The organism is Streptomyces sp. NPDC046122, assembly GCF_056429965.1.
Window position 1 is genome coordinate 338579 of record NZ_JBWKLQ010000002.1, and the last position, 17790, is coordinate 356368.

The 17790-nt window shown below is 71.2% G+C and carries 16 protein-coding genes; 1 reads left to right on the forward strand and 15 read right to left on the reverse strand.

The window, feature by feature from the left end; all coding sequences use genetic code 11:
* Positions 1–18: 18 nt before the first annotated feature.
* The 15 genes from AC07FK_RS06375 to rsmH all read right to left on the reverse strand — a co-directional run bounded on the left by AC07FK_RS06375 (position 19) and on the right by rsmH (position 16790).
* A complete protein-coding gene (locus tag AC07FK_RS06375) occupies positions 19–303 on the reverse strand; it encodes a YggT family protein (protein ID WP_138902161.1) in 285 nt (94 codons plus the stop codon).
* A 68-nt stretch (positions 304–371) separates the two neighbouring features.
* Positions 372–989: a cell division protein SepF gene (locus tag AC07FK_RS06380; RefSeq protein ID WP_479103096.1), complete on the reverse strand. Its 618-nt coding sequence runs from the start codon at positions 987–989 to the stop codon at positions 372–374.
* Positions 990–1129: 140 nt separating this feature from the next.
* Positions 1130–1849, reverse strand: a complete 720-nt coding sequence (locus tag AC07FK_RS06385; protein ID WP_479103098.1) for a YggS family pyridoxal phosphate-dependent enzyme — start codon at positions 1847–1849, stop codon at positions 1130–1132.
* Positions 1846–2622, reverse strand: a complete 777-nt coding sequence (gene pgeF, locus AC07FK_RS06390; protein ID WP_479103100.1) for a peptidoglycan editing factor PgeF — start codon at positions 2620–2622, stop codon at positions 1846–1848. The genes AC07FK_RS06385 and pgeF overlap by 4 nt, the downstream gene beginning before the upstream one ends.
* Positions 2619–3842, reverse strand: coding sequence for a cell division protein FtsZ (gene ftsZ, locus AC07FK_RS06395; RefSeq protein WP_479103102.1), 1224 nt, complete (start codon positions 3840–3842; stop codon positions 2619–2621). Before ftsZ ends, pgeF begins: the two co-directional genes overlap by 4 nt.
* Before the next feature lie 272 nt (positions 3843–4114).
* Positions 4115–4921, reverse strand: coding sequence for a cell division protein FtsQ/DivIB (locus tag AC07FK_RS06400; protein WP_479103104.1), 807 nt, complete (start codon positions 4919–4921; stop codon positions 4115–4117).
* A gap of 37 nt (positions 4922–4958) precedes the next feature.
* Complete coding sequence (murG, locus tag AC07FK_RS06405; protein ID WP_453404724.1) at positions 4959–6053, reverse strand: undecaprenyldiphospho-muramoylpentapeptide beta-N-acetylglucosaminyltransferase; 1095 nt, start codon at positions 6051–6053, stop codon at positions 4959–4961.
* Between the two features lie 6 nt (positions 6054–6059).
* Positions 6060–7460 carry a putative lipid II flippase FtsW gene (ftsW, locus tag AC07FK_RS06410; RefSeq protein WP_479103107.1) on the reverse strand — a complete coding sequence of 467 codons (1401 nt, stop codon included), beginning with the start codon at positions 7458–7460 and terminating at the stop codon, positions 6060–6062.
* A 60-nt stretch (positions 7461–7520) separates the two neighbouring features.
* Positions 7521–8948, reverse strand: coding sequence for a UDP-N-acetylmuramoyl-L-alanine--D-glutamate ligase (gene murD / locus AC07FK_RS06415; protein WP_479103109.1), 1428 nt, complete (start codon positions 8946–8948; stop codon positions 7521–7523).
* Complete coding sequence (gene mraY, locus AC07FK_RS06420) at positions 8945–10015, reverse strand: phospho-N-acetylmuramoyl-pentapeptide-transferase (protein ID WP_453404722.1); 1071 nt, start codon at positions 10013–10015, stop codon at positions 8945–8947. The genes murD and mraY overlap by 4 nt, the downstream gene beginning before the upstream one ends.
* A complete protein-coding gene (locus AC07FK_RS06425; protein ID WP_479103111.1) occupies positions 10012–11427 on the reverse strand; it encodes a UDP-N-acetylmuramoyl-tripeptide--D-alanyl-D-alanine ligase in 1416 nt (471 codons plus the stop codon). The genes mraY and AC07FK_RS06425 overlap by 4 nt, the downstream gene beginning before the upstream one ends.
* A complete protein-coding gene (locus tag AC07FK_RS06430; protein ID WP_479103113.1) occupies positions 11424–13022 on the reverse strand; it encodes a UDP-N-acetylmuramoyl-L-alanyl-D-glutamate--2,6-diaminopimelate ligase in 1599 nt (532 codons plus the stop codon). The genes AC07FK_RS06425 and AC07FK_RS06430 overlap by 4 nt, the downstream gene beginning before the upstream one ends.
* A 172-nt stretch (positions 13023–13194) precedes the next feature.
* Complete coding sequence (locus AC07FK_RS06435) at positions 13195–15168, reverse strand: peptidoglycan D,D-transpeptidase FtsI family protein (protein WP_479103114.1); 1974 nt, start codon at positions 15166–15168, stop codon at positions 13195–13197.
* A gap of 96 nt (positions 15169–15264) precedes the next feature.
* Entirely contained in the window at positions 15265–15837 is a 573-nt protein-coding gene (gene ftsL, locus AC07FK_RS06440; RefSeq protein WP_479103115.1) for a cell division protein FtsL, read from the reverse strand.
* Complete coding sequence (rsmH, locus tag AC07FK_RS06445; protein WP_479103116.1) at positions 15834–16790, reverse strand: 16S rRNA (cytosine(1402)-N(4))-methyltransferase RsmH; 957 nt, start codon at positions 16788–16790, stop codon at positions 15834–15836. Before rsmH ends, ftsL begins: the two co-directional genes overlap by 4 nt.
* Positions 16791–17184: 394 nt before the next feature.
* On the opposite strand from rsmH, the gene AC07FK_RS06450 reads away from it, so the two are divergent.
* Positions 17185–17748, forward strand: coding sequence for a beta-class carbonic anhydrase (locus tag AC07FK_RS06450; protein ID WP_479103118.1), 564 nt, complete (start codon positions 17185–17187; stop codon positions 17746–17748).
* Positions 17749–17790 lie beyond the last annotated feature (42 nt).

The window sequence follows — 17790 nt, forward strand, 5'->3', positions numbered from 1 at the left end:
TCGGCAAGACCGTATCGCTCACAGCCTGATCACGATGCTGATCAGGATGTAAACGATGATCATCAGAACGAAGAAGGACAGGTCGAGTGCCACGCCCCCGAGACGCAGCGGCGGAATGAACCGCCGCAGAAGCTTGAGCGGTGGATCGGTGACAGTGTAGGTGGCCTCCAGAACGACCACCATCGCCTTGCCGGGTTCCCATGAGCGGGCGAACTGGAAGACGTAATCCATGACCAGCCGAAAGATCAGGACGATCAGGAAGCACATCAGCGCGATGTAGATCACCTGTAGTGCGACGCTCATCTCGCGCTTCCCTCTCCCCGTGCTCTCGTGGCTCCGGCCTCCCGGCCGGTTCGTTCCGGTGACGTGTCTCAGCTCTGGTTGAAGAAACCGCCCTCTGCGATACGGGCCTTGTCCTCCGCCGTGACATCGACGTTAGCAGGCGACAACAGGAACACCTTCTGCGTCACTCGCTCAATGCTGCCATGCAGCCCGAAGACGAGTCCTGCCGCAAAGTCGACAAGTCGCTTCGCGTCGGTGTCGTCCATCTCGGTCAGGTTCATGATCACCGGAGTGCCCTCGCGGAAGTGTTCCCCGATGGTACGGGCCTCGTTGTACGTCCGCGGGTGCAGCGTGGTGATGCGGTACGGCTCCCGCTCGGACACGACCTTGGGCATGATCACCGGTGCGTTCTTCTCCAGGTTCGGACGTTCAGGTGTGATGGATGCCACGGGGGCAATACGGGCCGGTCGTCCGATTTCCGCGGAAAGCGGAGCGACGTGGGGCACCGGCTCGCGCTGCGCGGGCGGCTGCACCACGCGGACCGGCTCTTCGTGCCGCTCCTGGTGCGGGGGCTGGTGCCGGCGGTGCTCCCGCTCGGGCTCCGGCTCGGGCTCGAAATCGTCATCGGGATCGAAACCCCGGCCGTCGTACCCATCGTCCTCCACGAGGCCGAGGTAGACCGCCATCTTGCGCATCGCGCCGGCCATTCTCTGAGTCCTCCGCTCTGTGGTGGATCGCCCTTGTTGCCAACGTGCAGCGTCACCAAGTGCCCGCGATCCACTCGGCCCGCCCACCTATCAGTGGGAATGACCATATTTTCTGCTGTGGTCCGACTTGCTTCGCGACGTTACCCGAGCCGGGGTCGGACTCCGAGTACCGCAGTACCGACGCGTACATGTGTCGCTCCGGCGGCCACGGCCTGCTCGAGGTCCGTACTCATCCCTGCCGAGACCATGTTGGCAGCAGGATGAGCCGCGCGCAGGCTGGATGAGAATTCCATCAGCCGCTCGAACGCCGCCTGTTCGCGGCCCGCGTACGGTCCGGCGAGCGGCGCGACGGTCATCAGACCGCCGAGTCTCAGACCGGGGGCCTCCGCCACCTTCGCGGCCAACTCCCCGATGCCGTCCGGCGCCACGCCGCCGCGCTCCCCCCGCTCGCCCGACTCCGCGTCCAGTGCGACCTGGATGAGGCAGTCGAGTTCACGGCCGACTCGTACCGCCGCAGCGGACAGTGCCGTGACGAGCTTCGCCCGGTCCACGGACTGCACGACATCGGCGTAACTCGCCACAGAACGGACCTTATTGGTCTGAAGTTGTCCGACGAAGTGCCACCTGAGCGGCAGGTCCGACGACTCGGCCGCCTTGGGAGCGGCCTCCTGGTCCTTGTTCTCCGCGACGTGCCGCACGCCGAGTTCGGCCAGCAGCCGCACATCGCTCGCCGGGTAGGTCTTGGTGACCACGATCAGGGTCACCTCGTCGCGCGCCCGCCCCGCCGCCGCGCACGCGCTGGCGATACGTTCCTCCACCCGCGCGAGATTCGCTGCGAGTTGCGCCTTGCGGTCCGTCATGCCCTTTCCTCCCCCGCGGCCTTGCGGGCGCCCGAGGCGCCGTCCAGCCAGACATATCCGGCAAGCCGCCCCGTGGTGCGGTCCCGGCGGTACGAGAAGTGGTCGCGCGACTCCAGCGTGCAGACCGGCGACTGCCACCGGTCGTGCACGCCGAGCGCTTCGAGCTGGGCGTGCACACCGGCGGTCACGTCGACGGCCGGAGTGCCCCAGCTCGTCTCCGACCAGGCGGCGGGCACGGCCTGCGCGACCTCGTCCCGCATGTGCTCCGGGACCTCGTAGCAGCGCCCGCACACGGCGGGCCCCGTCCGCGCGGTGATACGGGAAGGGTCGGCGCCCAGTGTGATCATCGCCTCGACGGCCGCGGGAACCACTCCCGCGACCATGCCGGGGCGTCCCGCGTGAGCGGCGGCCACTACACCGGCGACGGGGTCGGCGAGCAGAACGGGGGTGCAGTCCGCGGTGAGCACGGCGAGGGCGAGCCCGCGCCGCGCGGTCACGACCGCGTCGACGGACGGGACCGCGTCGCCGTCCCACGGCCCGTCGACCACGGCCACGTCCCGCCCGTGCACCTGGTTCATCCAGACGACCAGGCCGGGGTCGATCCCGAGCGACTTCGCGGCCAGTTCGCGGTTGCCGAGCACGGCGGCGGGGTCGTCGCCGACCGCGCCGCCGAGATTGAGCTCCTCGTACGGAACGGCGCTCACCCCGCCCCACCTGTCGGTGAAGGCGAAGTGGGCGCCGCCCACGTGTATCGCGTCGTGCTGCACTGTCACTTCAAGAAGTCCGGGACATCCAGCTCTTCGGCCTGGCTGTCGTACGGACGGGCCGGCGGTACGTGCGGCGGAGCGACCGGCGTGTTCGGAAGCTCGGCCACCGGCGCGGGCTCGGCCTGGACCGGAGCGGGCTCCTCGCGCTCGCGCGGAGGGACCGTGCCGATGCCACTGGACGGCCGCGACGTCTCCGCCGGCCGGGAGGGCGCGGGCTCCTCGCGCTTGGCCGCCGCCCCGGAACTGGCTCCGAGGACGTTCTCGCGGCGGGCCGGCGGCTGCCCGCCGTCGAAGCCCGCGGCGATGACCGTGACCCGTACCTCGTCGCCCAGCGCGTCGTCGATCACCGCACCGAAGATGATGTTGGCCTCGGGGTGGGCGGCCTCGCTCACCAGTTGCGCGGCCTCGTTGATCTCGAAGAGACCGAGGTCGCTGCCGCCGGAGATGGAGAGCAGCACGCCGCGGGCGCCGTCGATGGACGCCTCCAGGAGCGGCGAGGAGATCGCCATCTCGGCCGCCGCCACCGCGCGGTCGTCGCCGCGCGCGGAGCCGATGCCCATGAGGGCCGAACCGGCCTCGGACATGACCGACTTGACGTCGGCGAAGTCGAGGTTGATGAGACCGGGGGTGGTGATGAGGTCGGTGATGCCCTGGACGCCGCTCAGCAGGACCTGGTCCGCCGACTTGAAGGCGTCCAGCACGCTGACCTGGCGGTCCGAGATGGACAGCAGCCGGTCGTTCGGGATGACGATGAGGGTGTCGACCTCTTCGCGGAGCTCGGCGATGCCGTCCTCCGCCTGGTTCGCGCGGCGCCGGCCCTCGAAGGTGAACGGGCGGGTGACCACGCCGATCGTGAGGGCGCCGAGCGAGCGCGCGATGTTGGCGACGACGGGTGCGCCACCCGTTCCGGTACCGCCGCCTTCGCCGGCGGTGACGAAGACCATGTCGGCCCCCTTGAGGACCTCCTCGATCTCCTCGCGGTGGTCCTCTGCCGCCTTGCGGCCGACTGCCGGGTTGGCCCCGGCGCCGAGGCCGCGGGTCAGTTCACGTCCGACGTCGAGCTTGACGTCGGCGTCGCTCATCAACAGGGCTTGCGCATCGGTGTTGATCGCGATGAACTCGACGCCCTTGAGACCGACCTCGATCATTCGGTTGATGGCATTGACACCACCGCCGCCGACACCGATGACCTTGATGACTGCGAGGTAGTTCTGCGGTGCTGCCACGTCGAAGGCCTCTCGCCTCGAGTTACGTGCCGCCGCGGAGTTGCAGCGCCGCGACGACTGATGCCGATTGGGACGGTCCGAACGCCGACCCGAACCCTAACGGTGAAGTTTAGGGTTACCAGTGTGTCTGTTCCTTGGACTCTCCGAACAGGACACTAAGTCGACAAGTGGCGCACGTTCAACGAACACGCCGAACCTCCCGTTTTTCTTTTCACCCTATGTGATCACCCATATCGCTGGCCAACCAGGGTGCTGGCCAGCACGTATGACCGTCAACTCCCCGACACGGCGGGGGCGGTGGGCGCACTCACATTGAAGTGCCCGGCCTCCGGAGCTGCTTTCATGAGGGCCTTCAGCGCGTGCGCCTTCGCCCGGCCCTGCTCGGCGCTGCCCCAGACGACCGTACGGTCTCCGGCGAGGCCCAGGGTGATGGAGTCGTACGAGCGGACCTGGACGGTCCGCACGTCGCCGGCCACGGACTGCGGCAGGTCGCCGGTGACCCGCACCGCCTCCCGCAGCAGCCGGTCCGCGCCGAACCGGCGCAGGCTCGGGGAGTCGCCGGCGGCCAGTTCCAGCAGCGGCACGCCCGCGGGCGCCCTGGCGACCGTGGCGAACCGCACACCCTCGTCGTCCACTTCGACGAACTTCGCCCCCTTTTCGATGAGCAGGACCGGCTTGCGTTCCGCCACATCCAGGCTGATCGTGTGCGGCCACGAGCGGACCACGTCCACCGAGTCGATACGGGGCAGCTTCCGGCGCAGCCGCTCCTCGATCTCGTCCGTGTCGACCGAGACCAGCGGCACGCCGACCGGCACCGCCGCGGCGCCGAGCACCTCACCGGGCGTCAGAACCCGCGTTCCGGACGGCTCGACCCGCTCCACACGAAGCCAGGAGGAGCCGTACAGCACCCAGACCCCGCCCGCGGTGAGCAGGACCGCCAGGACCACCGCCAGGATCAGGACGCCGCGCCCGGGCAGCCGCGGCAGGCGGCCGCCCGGAGACCCGCCGAGCGGCGGGCGGGCCGCCGACGGCCCCCGCGCCTGTCGTGCACCGCGCTGGGCGGTCGTCGGTCCGGCCACTGCCTGTCGCCTCCTGGCACCTGCGTCGGTGGGCCGTTCAGCCGGCCCTGCGTGCGGCGATCGCCTCGTACACCATGCCGACGAGCAGGTCGTCGGCGTCCCGGCGGCCGAACTCGGCGGCGGCGCGGGACATCTCGTAGAGCCGGTGCGGGTCCGCGAGGACCGGGAGCACCTGGCTCTGCACCCATTCCGGCGTCAGCTGCGCGTCGTCGACCAGCAGGCCGCCTCCGGCGTTGACCACCGGCTGGGCGTTGAGCCGCTGCTCGCCGTTGCCGATGGGCAGCGGGACGTAGGCGGCCGGGAGCCCGACGGCGGAGAGTTCGGCGACGGTCATCGCGCCCGCGCGGCAGAGCATCATGTCGGCCGCGGCGTACGCGAGGTCCATCCGGTCCACGTACGGTACCGGGACGTAGGGCGGCATCCCGGGCATGTTGTCTACGCGCGGCAGTTCGTTCTTGGGGCCGACCGCGTGCAGGATCTGGATGCCGGAGCGCTGGAGCACCGGCGCGACCTGCTGGATCACCTCGTTGAGGCGCCGCGCGCCCTGCGAGCCGCCGGAGACCAGCAGCGTCGGCAGGTTCGGGTCGAGGTTGAAGGCGGCACGCGCCTCGGGACGGACCCGGGCCCGGTCGAGGGTGGCGATGGTGCGGCGCAGCGGGATGCCGATGTAGCGGGCGCCGCGCAGCTTGCTGTCGGGGGTGGAGACGGCCACGGCGTGCGCGTAACGCGAGCCGATCTTGTTGGCCAGGCCCGGCCTCGCGTTGGCCTCGTGGACGATGATCGGTACGCCGAGGCGCTTGGCCGCGAGGTAGCCGGGCAGGGCGACGTAACCGCCGAAGCCGACGACGCAGTCCGCCTTCGTACGCTCCAGGATCTGCTCCGCGGCCTTGATGGTGCCGCGGAGCCGCCCGGGGACGGTGATCAGTTCCGGGGTGGGCTTGCGGGGCAGCGGAACCGCGGGGATCAGCCCGAGTTCGTAGCCGCGCTCGGGTACGAGCCTGGTCTCGAGCCCGCGCTCCGTGCCGAGGGCTGTGATGCCCACGGAAGGGTCCTGCCTCCGCAGTGCGTCCGCGAGGGCGAGCGCGGGCTCGATGTGGCCGGCGGTCCCCCCACCGGCGAGTACGACATGCACCGAAATTCACCGCTCTCCGGACGGACGCTTCTTGACGCGCCGTCTCATCGTCTTCCATCTCACCCCGGCCCCTTTGCCAAGGACTGTCCTTCGCATGGCGAGGGCGGCCTTCGCAGCGGGATCCTCTCGCGCGAAGGCGATCAGCAACCCTACGGCGAACATGGTCGGCAGCAGGGAGGAGCCCCCGTACGAGAACAGCGGGAGCGGGACACCGGCGATCGGCAGCAGACCGAGCACCGCACCGATGTTGACCACGGCCTGGGCCGTGATCCAGGTGGTCACACCTCCCGCGGCGTACCTCACGAAGGGGTCCTCCGTGCGTCCGGCCACGCGGATACCCGCATAGCCTAGAGCCGCGAAGAGGGCGAGTACCGACAGCGTCCCCGCCAGACCCAGTTCCTCGCCGGTGATGGCGAAGATGAAGTCGGTGTGCGGCTCCGGGAGTTGACCCCATTTCTCCACACTTGCCCCCAGCCCGGAACCGAACCATCCGCCCGAGGCGAGAGCATAGATTCCGTGCACCGCCTGCCAGCATTCACCCTTGGGACCGAGATCGGTCGCGCCCGTGCACGCGAGCCGTGACATCCGGTTGGCGTTGCTGCTGATGAGGACGAAGCCGACGAAGGCGGCGAAGCCGAGGACGCCGGCGAAGAGCCGGGTGGGCGCCCCCGCGAGCCACAGCAGGCCGAAGAGGATCGCGGTGAGGAGGATCGCCGTGCCCATGTCGCCGCCGAGCATGATCAGACCGAGCAGCAGGAAGGCGACGGGCACGAGGGGCACCAGCATGTGCTTCCACTGGGTCAGCAGCCGCCTGTCCTGCTTGCGGGCGAGCAGGTCGGCTCCCCACAGGACGAGGGCCAGCTTGCCGAACTCGCTGGGCTGGAGCATGAACGGGCCGCCGAGCGAGATCCAGTTCTGGTTGCCGCCGATGGCGACTCCTATCCCGGGGATCTGGACGAGCACCATCAGGAAGACGGTCACGGCCAGCAGCGGGTAGGACAGCGCCCGGTGCAGCTTGGCGGGCATCCGGGAGGCGGCGAGGAGCAGGGCGGTGCCGATGACCGCCGCGACGAACTGCTTGCGGAAGAAGTACGACGCGGGCAGCGACAGCTCCAGCGCCTTGATCATCGAGGCGGAGTAGACCATCACGAGGCCCAGCACGGTGATCAGCAGGGAGCTGCCCAGAATGAGGTAGTACGCCGTGAGCGGCCGGTCCCAGGTGCGCCGCGCCTGCTCGTACAGCCTGCGCAGCCGGTTCTCGCCGGGCGGTCCGCCGCGAAACGCGCTCCGGCGCCGTGCGGCGGGCGGACGGCGGGCGGGGCGCGTCCCCGCCGACCGGGCCCCGGCCGTCCCCGAACGCCCGCGCAGCACGCCGCGGGCGCGCGGGGCGATGTCGTCGGCCAACATCTCGGTGTCCCCTCCACTCATGAGCTGCGCCGACCGGTCCGTGGCGCGGGGACCGGTCCGCTAGTCGCGCTCCGGAGCCAACGCGCGTACGGCGGCGGCGAATGCCTCGCCACGCTTGTTGTAGTTGGTGAACATGTCCATGGAGGCGCAGGCCGGGGCCAGCAGGACCGTGTCCCCGGGCCGTGCGAGCCGCGCCGCTTCCCCGACCGCCGCCGACATCGCCCCAGTGTCGGTCCGGTCGAGGTCGACCACCGGTACTTCGGGCGCGTGTCGCGCGAGGGCTTCGCGGATCAGGGCGCGGTCGGCACCGATGAGGACGGCGGCGCGCAGGCGCTTCGCCGACTTCTGGACGAGCTCGTCGAAGGTGGCGCCCTTGGCGAGGCCGCCCGCGATCCACACGATCGGGTCGTACGCCGCGAGCGACGCCTCGGCGGCGTGCGTGTTGGTGGCCTTCGAGTCGTCGACGTACGCGACGCCGGCCACGTCCGCGACGTGCTCGATGCGGTGGGCGTCGGGGCGGAAGGCGCGCAGGCCGTCGCGCACGGCGCCGGGCTCGACGCCGTAGGCGCGGGCCAGGGCCGCCGCGGCGAGGGCGTTGGCGACGTTGTGCGGGGCGGGCGGATTGACGTCGGAGACGTCCGCGAGCTCCTGGGCGTTCTTCTGGCGGTTAGCGACGAAGGCGCGGTCGACCAGGATGCCGTCGACGACGCCGAGTTGGGACGGCGCGGGCGGGCCGAGGGTGAAGCCGATCGCGCGGCAGCCCTCCTCGACGTCTGCCTCGCGGACCAGGGCCTCGGTCGCCGGGTCGGACGCGTTGTAGACGCACGCGACCTGGTTGCCCTCGTAGATCCGGCCCTTGTCGGCGGCGTACGCCTCCATGGAGCCGTGCCAGTCGAGGTGGTCGGGGGCGAGGTTCAGCACGGCCGCGGAGTGGGCGCGCAGCGAGGGCGCCCAGTGCAGCTGGTAGCTGGAGAGCTCGACGGCCAGTACGTCGTACTCCTCGTCGCCGAGGACGGCGTCGAGCAGCGATACGCCGATGTTGCCGACGGCGGCGGTCCGCAGGCCGGCGGCCTCCAGGATGGAGGCCAGCATGCGCACGGTCGTGGTCTTGCCGTTGGTGCCGGTGACCGCGAGCCAGGGAGCCGGCTCCCGGCGGCCGTGGCCGCGCAGGCGCCACGCCAGCTCGACGTCGCCCCAGATCTCCACGCCCGCCTCGGCGGCGGCCAGGAAGAGCGGCTTGTCGGGCTTCCAGCCGGGAGCGGTGACGACGAGCTCGGTGCCCTCGGGGAGGGTCGCGCCGTCGCCGAGGCGCACGGTCACGCCGAGCGCCTCCAGTTCGGCGGCCTGGGCCCGCGCGCGCGCGTCGTCGCCGTCGTTGACGACGGTGACGTGGGCCCCGAGCCCCCGCAGCACCCGTGCCGCGGGGATCCCGGAGACGCCGAGACCCGCGACGGTCACCCGCTTGCCGGCCCAGGTCGCTTCTGTCACTTGTCGGCCGCCCAGCCCGCGTAGAAGAGCCCGAGGCCGACGATCACGCACATGCCCTGGATGATCCAGAAGCGGACCACCACGAGGACTTCGGACCAGCCCTTGAGCTCGAAGTGATGCTGGAGCGGCGCCATCTTGAAGACGCGCTTGCCGGTCAGCTTGAACGAGCCGACCTGGATCACGACGGACATCGTGATGAGGACGAACAGGCCGCCGAGGAGCGCCATCAGGAACTCGGTGCGCGAGCAGATCGCCAGACCCGCGAGCGCGCCGCCGAGGGCGAGCGAGCCGGTGTCGCCCATGAAGATCTTGGCGGGCGAGGTGTTCCACCACAGGAAGCCGAAGCAGGCGCCCATGAGGGCGGCGGCGACGACCGCGAGGTCCAGGGGGTCGCGTACTTCGAAGCAGGCGTCCGGGTTGGTCAGGCTCAGCGCGTCCGCGCAGGACTCCTGGAACTGCCACAGACCGATGAAGGTGTACGCGCCGAAGACCATCACGGAGGCGCCGGTGGCGAGTCCGTCGAGGCCGTCGGTGAGGTTCACGCCGTTCGACATCGCCAGGATCATGAACAGCGCCCAGACGACGAACAGCACCGGGCCGATGGACCAGCCGAAGTCCTGGACGAAGGACAGCTTGGTGGACGCCGGGGCGAGGCCGCGGAAGTCCTTGAACTGCAGGGCCAGCACCGCGAAGGCGATGCCGACGATCAGCTGTCCGGCCATCTTCGCCTTGGCCCGCAGGCCCAGCGAACGCTGCTTGACGATCTTGATGTAGTCGTCGAGGAAGCCGACCAGGCCCATGCCCGCCATGAGGAAGAGCACCAGCAGGCCGGAGGCGCTCGGCTTCTCGCCGGTGATCACCTTCGCCAGGGCATACGCGATGAGCGTGGCAAGGATGAAGGCGATGCCGCCCATGGTCGGGGTGCCGCGCTTGCCGTGGTGGCCGCGCGGACCGTCGTCCCGGATGAACTGCCCGTATCCCTTGCGGGCCAGCAGTTTGATCAGCAGCGGGGTGCCGATCAGGGTCAGAAAGAGCCCAATGGCTCCCGCGAAGAGGATCTGCCTCATCGGCCGGCGACCTCACCCTCGGCACGGTGGTCGAGGAGCGCCTGCGCGACCCGCTCGAGACCGACCGACCTGGAAGCCTTCACCAGCACGACGTCTCCCGGACGCAGCTCACTGCGCAACAGGTCGACCGCCGCCTGCGCGTCGGACACGTGCACCGACTCCTCACCCCACGAACCCTCGTTGTAAGCGCCCAGCTGCAGCCAGGACGCTTCCCTGCCCCCGACCGCCACGAGCTTGCTGACGTTGAGCCGGACGGCGAGCCGTCCGACCGCGTCGTGCTCGGCGAGCGAATCGTCACCCAGCTCGGCCATCTGTCCGAGCACCGCCCACGTACGACGCCCCTGGCCCATGGCCGCGAGCGCGCGCAGGGCGGCTCGCATGGATTCGGGGTTCGCGTTGTAGGCGTCGTTGACGACTGTCACGCCGTCAGGACGCTCGGTGACCTCCATGCGCCAGCGGGACAGCGTGCCCGCCTCGGAGAGCGCGGTGGCGATCTCGTCGACGGACATGCCCAGCTCATGGGCGACGGCGGCCGCGGCGAGCGCGTTCGACACGTGGTGCTCACCGTACAGCCGCATGGTCACGTCACTGCACCCGGTGGGTGTGTGAAGGAGGAAGGCCGGCTGTCCGGTGCCGGTGAGCCGGACGTTCTCGGCCCGTACGTCCGCATCTGCGGCTTCGCCGAAGAGCACCACGCGGGCCTTGGTCCGGGACGACATGGCCCGTACGAGCTGGTCGTCGGCGTTGAGGACGGCCACGCCGCCCTCCTCCGCCGGCGGCAGCGCCTCCACCATCTCGCCCTTGGCCTGCGCGATCTGCTCGCGGCCGCCGAACTCGCCGATGTGGGCGGTGCCGACGTTCAGGACGAGACCGATGTGCGGCGGGGTCAGCTCGGCGAGGTACCGGATGTGGCCGATGCCGCGCGCGCCCATCTCGAGGACCAGGTGCTCGGTCTCCTCGGTGGCGCGCAGGGCGGTGAGGGGCAGGCCGATCTCGTTGTTGAGGGAGCCGGGCGTCCAGACCGTGGGGGCCTTGTGCTCCAGCAGCTGGGCGATCAGGTCCTTGGTCGACGTCTTGCCGGCGGAGCCGGTGAGGGCGACGACCTTGGTGCCGAGCCGTCCGACGACGGCGCGGGCCAGGGCGCCCAGCGCCTCGGTGACGTCGTCCACGACGATGGCGGGCACGCCGACCGGCCGGGTGGCCAGTACGGCGGTCGCGCCGGCGGCGACAGCCCGCTCGGCGTAGTCGTGGCCGTCGACCTTCTCGCCGGCGAAGGCGGCGAACAGGCTGCCGGGGAGCACCTCGCGGGAGTCGATGACGACGGGCCCGGTGACCTGGAGGCCGCTGTCCGGTATGTCGTGCGACTGCCCGCCGGTGATTCCGGCGATCTCGGCGAGGGAGAGTGCGATCACGGGGTCACCCCGCTGTCGTGGAGGGCTCCGGCGCTGCGGATGGCCGCGCGGAGCACCTGGCGGTCGTCGAAGGGGCGTACCACTCCGGCGAGGTCCTGTCCCTGCTCGTGGCCCTTGCCCGCGACGAGGACGGTGTCGCCGGGCTTCGCGCGGGCCACCGCCGCGGCGATGGCCGAGGCCCGGTCCGCGTCGACGAGCACGTCGCCGCGCTCGTGCGCGGGCACCTCGGCGGCCCCGGCGAGCATGGCGGCGAGGATCGCGAGGGGGTCCTCGGAGCGCGGGTTGTCGGAGGTCAGTACAGCGGTGTCGGCGAGGCGGGCCGCGGCAGCGCCCATCGAGGGCCGTTTCTGCTTGTCGCGGTCGCCGCCGCAGCCGAGCACGATGTGCAGCTCGCCCTCGGTGACCTTGCGCAGCGCGCGCAGGACCGATTCGACGGCGTCCGTCTTGTGGGCGTAGTCGACGACGGCGAGGTACGGCTGGCCCTCGTCGACGCGCTCGAGGCGGCCCGGGACGCCCGGGACGGCGGCGATGCCGTCGGCGGCGGTCTGCGGGTCGACGCCGGCGACGGCGAGCGTCACGATCGCGGCGAGCGTGTTGGCGACGTTGAACGGGCCCGCCAGGGGGGCGGTCGCGGAGATCCGCTCGCCCTGGGGTCCGAGCACCGTGAACGTACTCGTGACGGGGCCGACTTCGACGGCCTCGGCGCGCCAGTCGGCGTCGGGGTGCCCCTCGGCGGAGAAGGAGGTGACCGGGACGCCGGACTCGGTGATGAGCCTGCGGCCGTACTCGTCGTCGAAGTTCACGACGCCGGTCCTGCTGCGCTCCGGGGTGAAGAGACGCGCCTTCGCCTGGAAGTAGTCCTCCATGTCGGAGTGGAATTCCATGTGCTCGGGGCTCAGGTTGTTGAAGACCGCGACGTCGAAGACGCAGCCGTCGACCCGGCCGAGCACCAGCGCGTGGCTGGAGACCTCCATGGCGACCGCCTCGACGCCGCGTTCGCGCATGACGGCGAACAGGGCCTGGAGGTCGGTGGCCTCGGGGGTGGTGCGCTCGGACTTGATGCGCTCGTCGCCGATGCGCATCTCGACCGTGCCGATGAGACCGGTCTTCCGGCCGGCCGCCCGCAGACCGCCCTCGACGAGGTACGCCGTGGTGGTCTTGCCGGACGTACCGGTGATGCCGAGCTGGAGCAGGGCGTCGCCGGGGTGGCCGTAGATCTCGGTGGCGAGCTCACCCATCCGGCCGCGCGGGTCCTCGACGACCAGGACCGGCAGACCGGTGGCCCCGGCTCTGGCGGCGCCGGCGGGGTCGGTCAGGATCGCGGCCGCGCCGAGACCCGCCGCCTGGGTGGCGAAGTCGGCGCCGTGGAGGCGCGCTCCGGGCAGGGCCGCGTACAGGTCGCCGGGCCTGACCGCGCGGGAATCGTGCGTGATACCGGTGACCCCGGCCGCGCTCTCGACGGCTCCGGCCTCGGCACCCAGCCGTTCGGCCAGCTCCCCGAGGGGTGTCGGGCGGACCTCGGCCGGCCGGGGCGCTCCGGGGTACGTCACCGGGGCGTCCTTCTGGGTGGTTTGGGACTGATCAGCGTGTGGCACGGCGGTGAGCGTACCGGGCGTACCCGGCCCCTCGCGAAACGAGGGGTGCCGACGCCCGGCCCCGTCGGCCGGTGACGGCGTCGGGAGACCGGACGAGGAGGGGCCGTTGGGCGCTTCGGGGTCTTCGGGGCTGCCGGGGTTCCGGGTGGTGGTTGTCACTGAGGGTCCTGAGTCACTCGCCGGGCGTGAAGGACACCGGCAGCCGGGCGGGCTTGCTGCCGGTCGGTGCGACCTGAAGGGTCTTGAGTGCGAACTCCATCACCTGCTTGTAGATGGGGCCGCAGATCTGGCCGCCGAAGTAGCTGCCCCTGGTCGGGTTCTGGATGGCGCAGTAGACGGTGATCCGTGGCTTGTCTGCGGGTGCGAACCCGGCGAAGGACGCGGTGTAGCCCTTGTAGCGCCCCGTGGCCGGGTCCACCCGGTTGGAGGTGCCGGTCTTGCCGCCGACGCGGTAGCCCGGGATGCGGGCCTTGGTGCCCGTGCCCTCCTCGTCGTCCACCACCGACTCCAGCATGGTGGCCAGGGTCTTGGCGGTCTTCTCGCTGACGACCCTGGTCTTCTTGGGCGCCGGCGCCGGGGTGAACCGGCCGTCGGGCCCCTTGGTGCCGCGCACGAGGGTTGGCTGGATCCGTACGCCGCCGTTGGCGATCGTCGAGTAGACGGAGGCCGCCTGCATGGCGTTGAGCGACAGCCCCTGGCCGAAGGGGATCGTGTACTGCTGCGAGGTGCTCCAGTCCTCGGGCGCCGCCAGGATCCCCGACGTCTCGCCCGGGTAGCCGAGGCCGCTGGGCCGGCCGATGCCGAACTTGTGCAGGTAGGAGTGCAGGACCCGGTTGGCCTCGCGGCGGGTCTTGCCGAGCTGCTCGGTCGCGAGGATCGTGCCGATGTTGCTGGACTTGGCGAGTACGCCGTTGAGCGTGAGGTACCAGGTCGGATGGTCGATGTCGTCCTTGAACAGCCGGTCGCCCCGGTGCAGCCGGTTCGGTACGACGACGTGGGTGCCGGGCGCCGCCGCGTTCTCCTCCAGTACCGCCGCCATGGACATGACCTTGGCCGTGGAGCCGGGTTCGTACGCGTCCTGGAGGGCGGCATTGCCCATGGCCGCGGCGTCGGCCTGCGAGAGGTCGTTCGGGTCGAACCCGGGCGCGTTGGCCATGGCAAGGACCTCGCCGGTGCGGGTGTCCTGGACTATCACGTACCCGCGGTCAGCGCCGGACTTGCGCACCTGCTCGGAGATGGCGTCCTGGGCGGCCCACTGGATGTCGCGGTCGATGGTCAGCTCGATGTCCGAGCCCGGCACGGCGGGCACCTCGCGGGCGCCCACGGTGGGCACCCTGCGGCCGCCGGACTGGGCGTACGTGATCTCCCCGTCCCGGCCCGCGAGCTCCTCGTCCAGCAGGGTCTCCAGACCGCCCGCGCCCTTGCCCTCGGCGTTGACGTAACCGAGTATCCCGGCGGCGAGGTCGCCGTTCGGGTAGACCCGCTTGCTGCTCGCCTCCTGGAAGACGCCGATGAGCACGTTGACGCCCTTGCCGCCCTTGGCCCTGTCCGCGGCGGCCTTCTCGGCGAAGACGCTCTTGAGGTCCTTGATCTGGTTCCAGATCTGCGGCGTCTGGCGACGGGCCAGTACGGCGTACTTGTCCTTGGGGTCCTTCAGCTTCTTCGCCAGGTCGTCCGCGTCCTTGCGGAGGATCGGCGCGAGGAGCGCGGCGGCCTGCTCGGGCGCGTCCGGGGCCCTGGTGAACTCCCGGGTGAACATCGACGGGTCGGCGGTGATGTCGTGCGCGTCGACGCTGGTGGCCAGCGCGATGCCGCCGCGGTCGGTGATCTGGCCGCGCTCGGCGGCCAGCGTGGAACTGGAGTAGCGGTTCTTCTCGGCCTTGGCGGTGTACGTGCTGGCGCCGACGGCCTGGACCTGGAGCAGCCGTACGACGAAGGCCAGCATGACCAGGGTCAGCCCGACGCCGACCAGCCGCAGCCGCGGCCTGGGGCTGCCGAGCACCAGCGACCGGGCGGCCTTGGGTGCGGGGCGGGGTCGCGCCACGGGAGGGCGCGCCTTGGGCCGCGCGGAGGGCTTCGGGCGTCCGCCGCCGTGCGGTCGCCCGGGGCCGGGCACACGGCGGCGCGGTGGTTCCTGGGGGGGCACTGCGTCACCTGCCGGGGGTCGTGGTCGGCTTCACGGACGGGACGGGGTGGCTGCGGGTCCGGCCGGCCGGATGCGGGCGGACCGGCGGGTACGGGCCTACGGCACCGGGCCGGGAGCGGGCGGGCCGGCCGGAGCCGGTGGAGCGGCCGGCGGGGACGCGGCAGGCGCCGGGACGGCCGGGTCCGGCGGAGCGCCGGGGGCGGGCGAAGCGGGCGGGGCCTGGGCCGGCGGGGAGGGGAACACCACCGGGGGCGGCCCGGGAGCCGGGAGGCTGAGCGGCGCACGGCGGGCGAGCGCCGCGGCCGACGCCCGGGAGGGCTCGCCCCGGACCGTGCCGTCGGGGCCGAGGAACGCGGGGCTGCCACCCGGCACCATGCCGAGTTCACGGGCCCTGCGCTCCAGCGCGCCGGGCGCGGACCGGTCGTCCACGTCCTGCTGGAGCGCCTGCTCCTCGTCGGTCAGTTCGGTGGTCCGCTTCTTCAGCTCGCTCAGCTTGAACGAGCCTTCGTTGAGCGAGGAGTTCAGCAGCAGCAGTGTGATGAGACCACCGCCGAGCAGCAGCACGACCAGCAGTACGAAGGGGGTCCTGGCCGCCTGGTTAGGCCCCGACGGCATCAGCCGCGACAACCGCGCGGCGCGCCCCTTCAGCTGCTTGGCCGGTTTGGTCACAGCACGTCCTCCCGGATGCGCTGCGCCCCCCGCAGCCGGGCCGGGGCGGCGCGGCGGTTCTCCGCGATCTCTTCCTCGGTCGGCAGTTCCGCGCCGCGCGTCAGCAGTTTCAGCCGCGGCTGGTAGCGCTCGGGCACGACCGGCAGGCCGGGCGGCGCCGTGTTGGCGGCGCCCGCCGCGAAGACCTGCTTGACCAGGCGGTCCTCCAGCGAGTGGTACGACAGGACCGCGATCCGGCCGTCCACGGCGAGCGACTTCACGGCCGCCGGGATCGCCCGCTCCAGCACGCTGAGCTCACCGTTGACCTCGATGCGCAGCGCCTGGAACGTGCGCTTGGCCGGGTTGCCGCCGGTGCGCTTCGCGGCCTGCGGCAGTGCGTCCCGGATCAGCTCGACGAGCCGGGCGCTGTTGCTGAACGGCTCCTTCTCGCGCTCGCGCACGATCGCGGAGACGATCCTCTTGGCCTGCTTCTCCTCGCCGTACTGGCGCAGGATCCGCACCAGCTCGCCCGGCGGGTACGTGTTGAGGACCTCGGCGGCGCTGACACCCGTCGTCTGGTCCATGCGCATGTCCAGCGGGGCGTCGTGGGCGTACGCGAAGCCGCGCTCGCGCTCGTCGAGCTGCATGGAGGAGACGCCGAGGTCGAACAGGACGCCCTGCACGCGCGGGACGCCGAGCCGTTCCAGCACCTCGGGCAGCTCGTCGTAGACCGCGTGGACCAGGGTGGCCCGGTCGCCGAAGGGGGCGAGCCGCTCGCCGGAGAGCCGCAGCGCCTCCTTGTCCCGGTCCAGGGCGACGAGCCGCGCCTCGGGGAAGGACGTGAGCAGGGCCTCGCTGTGCCCGCCGAGGCCGAGGGTGCAGTCGACGACCACCGATCCCGGCTCCTGGAGGGCCGGGGCCAACAGGTCCAGGCATCGCTGGAGCATCACCGGGACGTGTCGGGTCTGGCTCATGCGCCCTCTCAGGTACCGGCGCGGTCCGTACGTACGGCCTGGTCCCCACCCGCTCGAAAGGGGACGGCCTGCCGGCGCCGGGGAAGTGGCGTCGGCCGACCGGCGAGCGGGAGGAGGCCGGGCCGTACGTACGCCGCGCACGCGGGGAAGTTCGGAATGTGCGAGATGTGTCCGTATCGCAGTAAGGGACGCGTCACGCCACCCACTTCGCGTCACTTTAGTCGACTCGTCCTGCCGGTCAATCAACGGCCCAGCGCGCGGCGCGGGCGTGTTTTCACTCGTACGGAGGATGCCTGGTGATGCCTGTGGGTTACCTCACAACAAGCCGCGTTGACGTTTTTTGTCCCCATCTCACAGCGGGCCAGCCCGGTCCGTGGCCATTAACGTCTATGGCATGTCGACTTCCGCGCAGGTACCCGCAGAGTCCCACGCCGAGAAGCGCGTCGAGGCACGCGTCGAAGGCTCAGTCACCGATCGCCTGGTCGAGGCGAACCGGACGTACGCCGCGGACTTCCGCGACCCGGGGATGGACGCGCGGCCCGTGCTGCAGGTCGCCGTGGTCGCCTGCATGGACGCCCGCCTCGACCTGCACGACGCGCTCGGCCTGGAACTGGGCGACTGCCACACCATCCGCAACGCGGGCGGTGTGGTCACCGACGACGTGATCCGCTCGCTGACCATCAGCCAGCGCGCGCTCGGCACCCGCAGCGTCATACTCATCCACCACACGACCTGCGGTCTCGAAACCCTCACCGAGGACTTCAGGCACGAGCTGGAGGACGAGGTCGGGCAGCGTCCGCCGTGGGCCGTCGAGGCGTTCCGGGACGTCGACCAGGACGTACGCCAGTCGATGCAGCGCGTGCGGACGTCTCCGTTCCTGCTGCACACCGACGACGTCCGCGGCTTCGTCTTCGACGTGACCTCCGGTCTGCTGCGGGAGATCGACCCCGTCACGTGACGCCGTCCGCGCGGTAGAACGTGCGGACGAAATACGGCAACC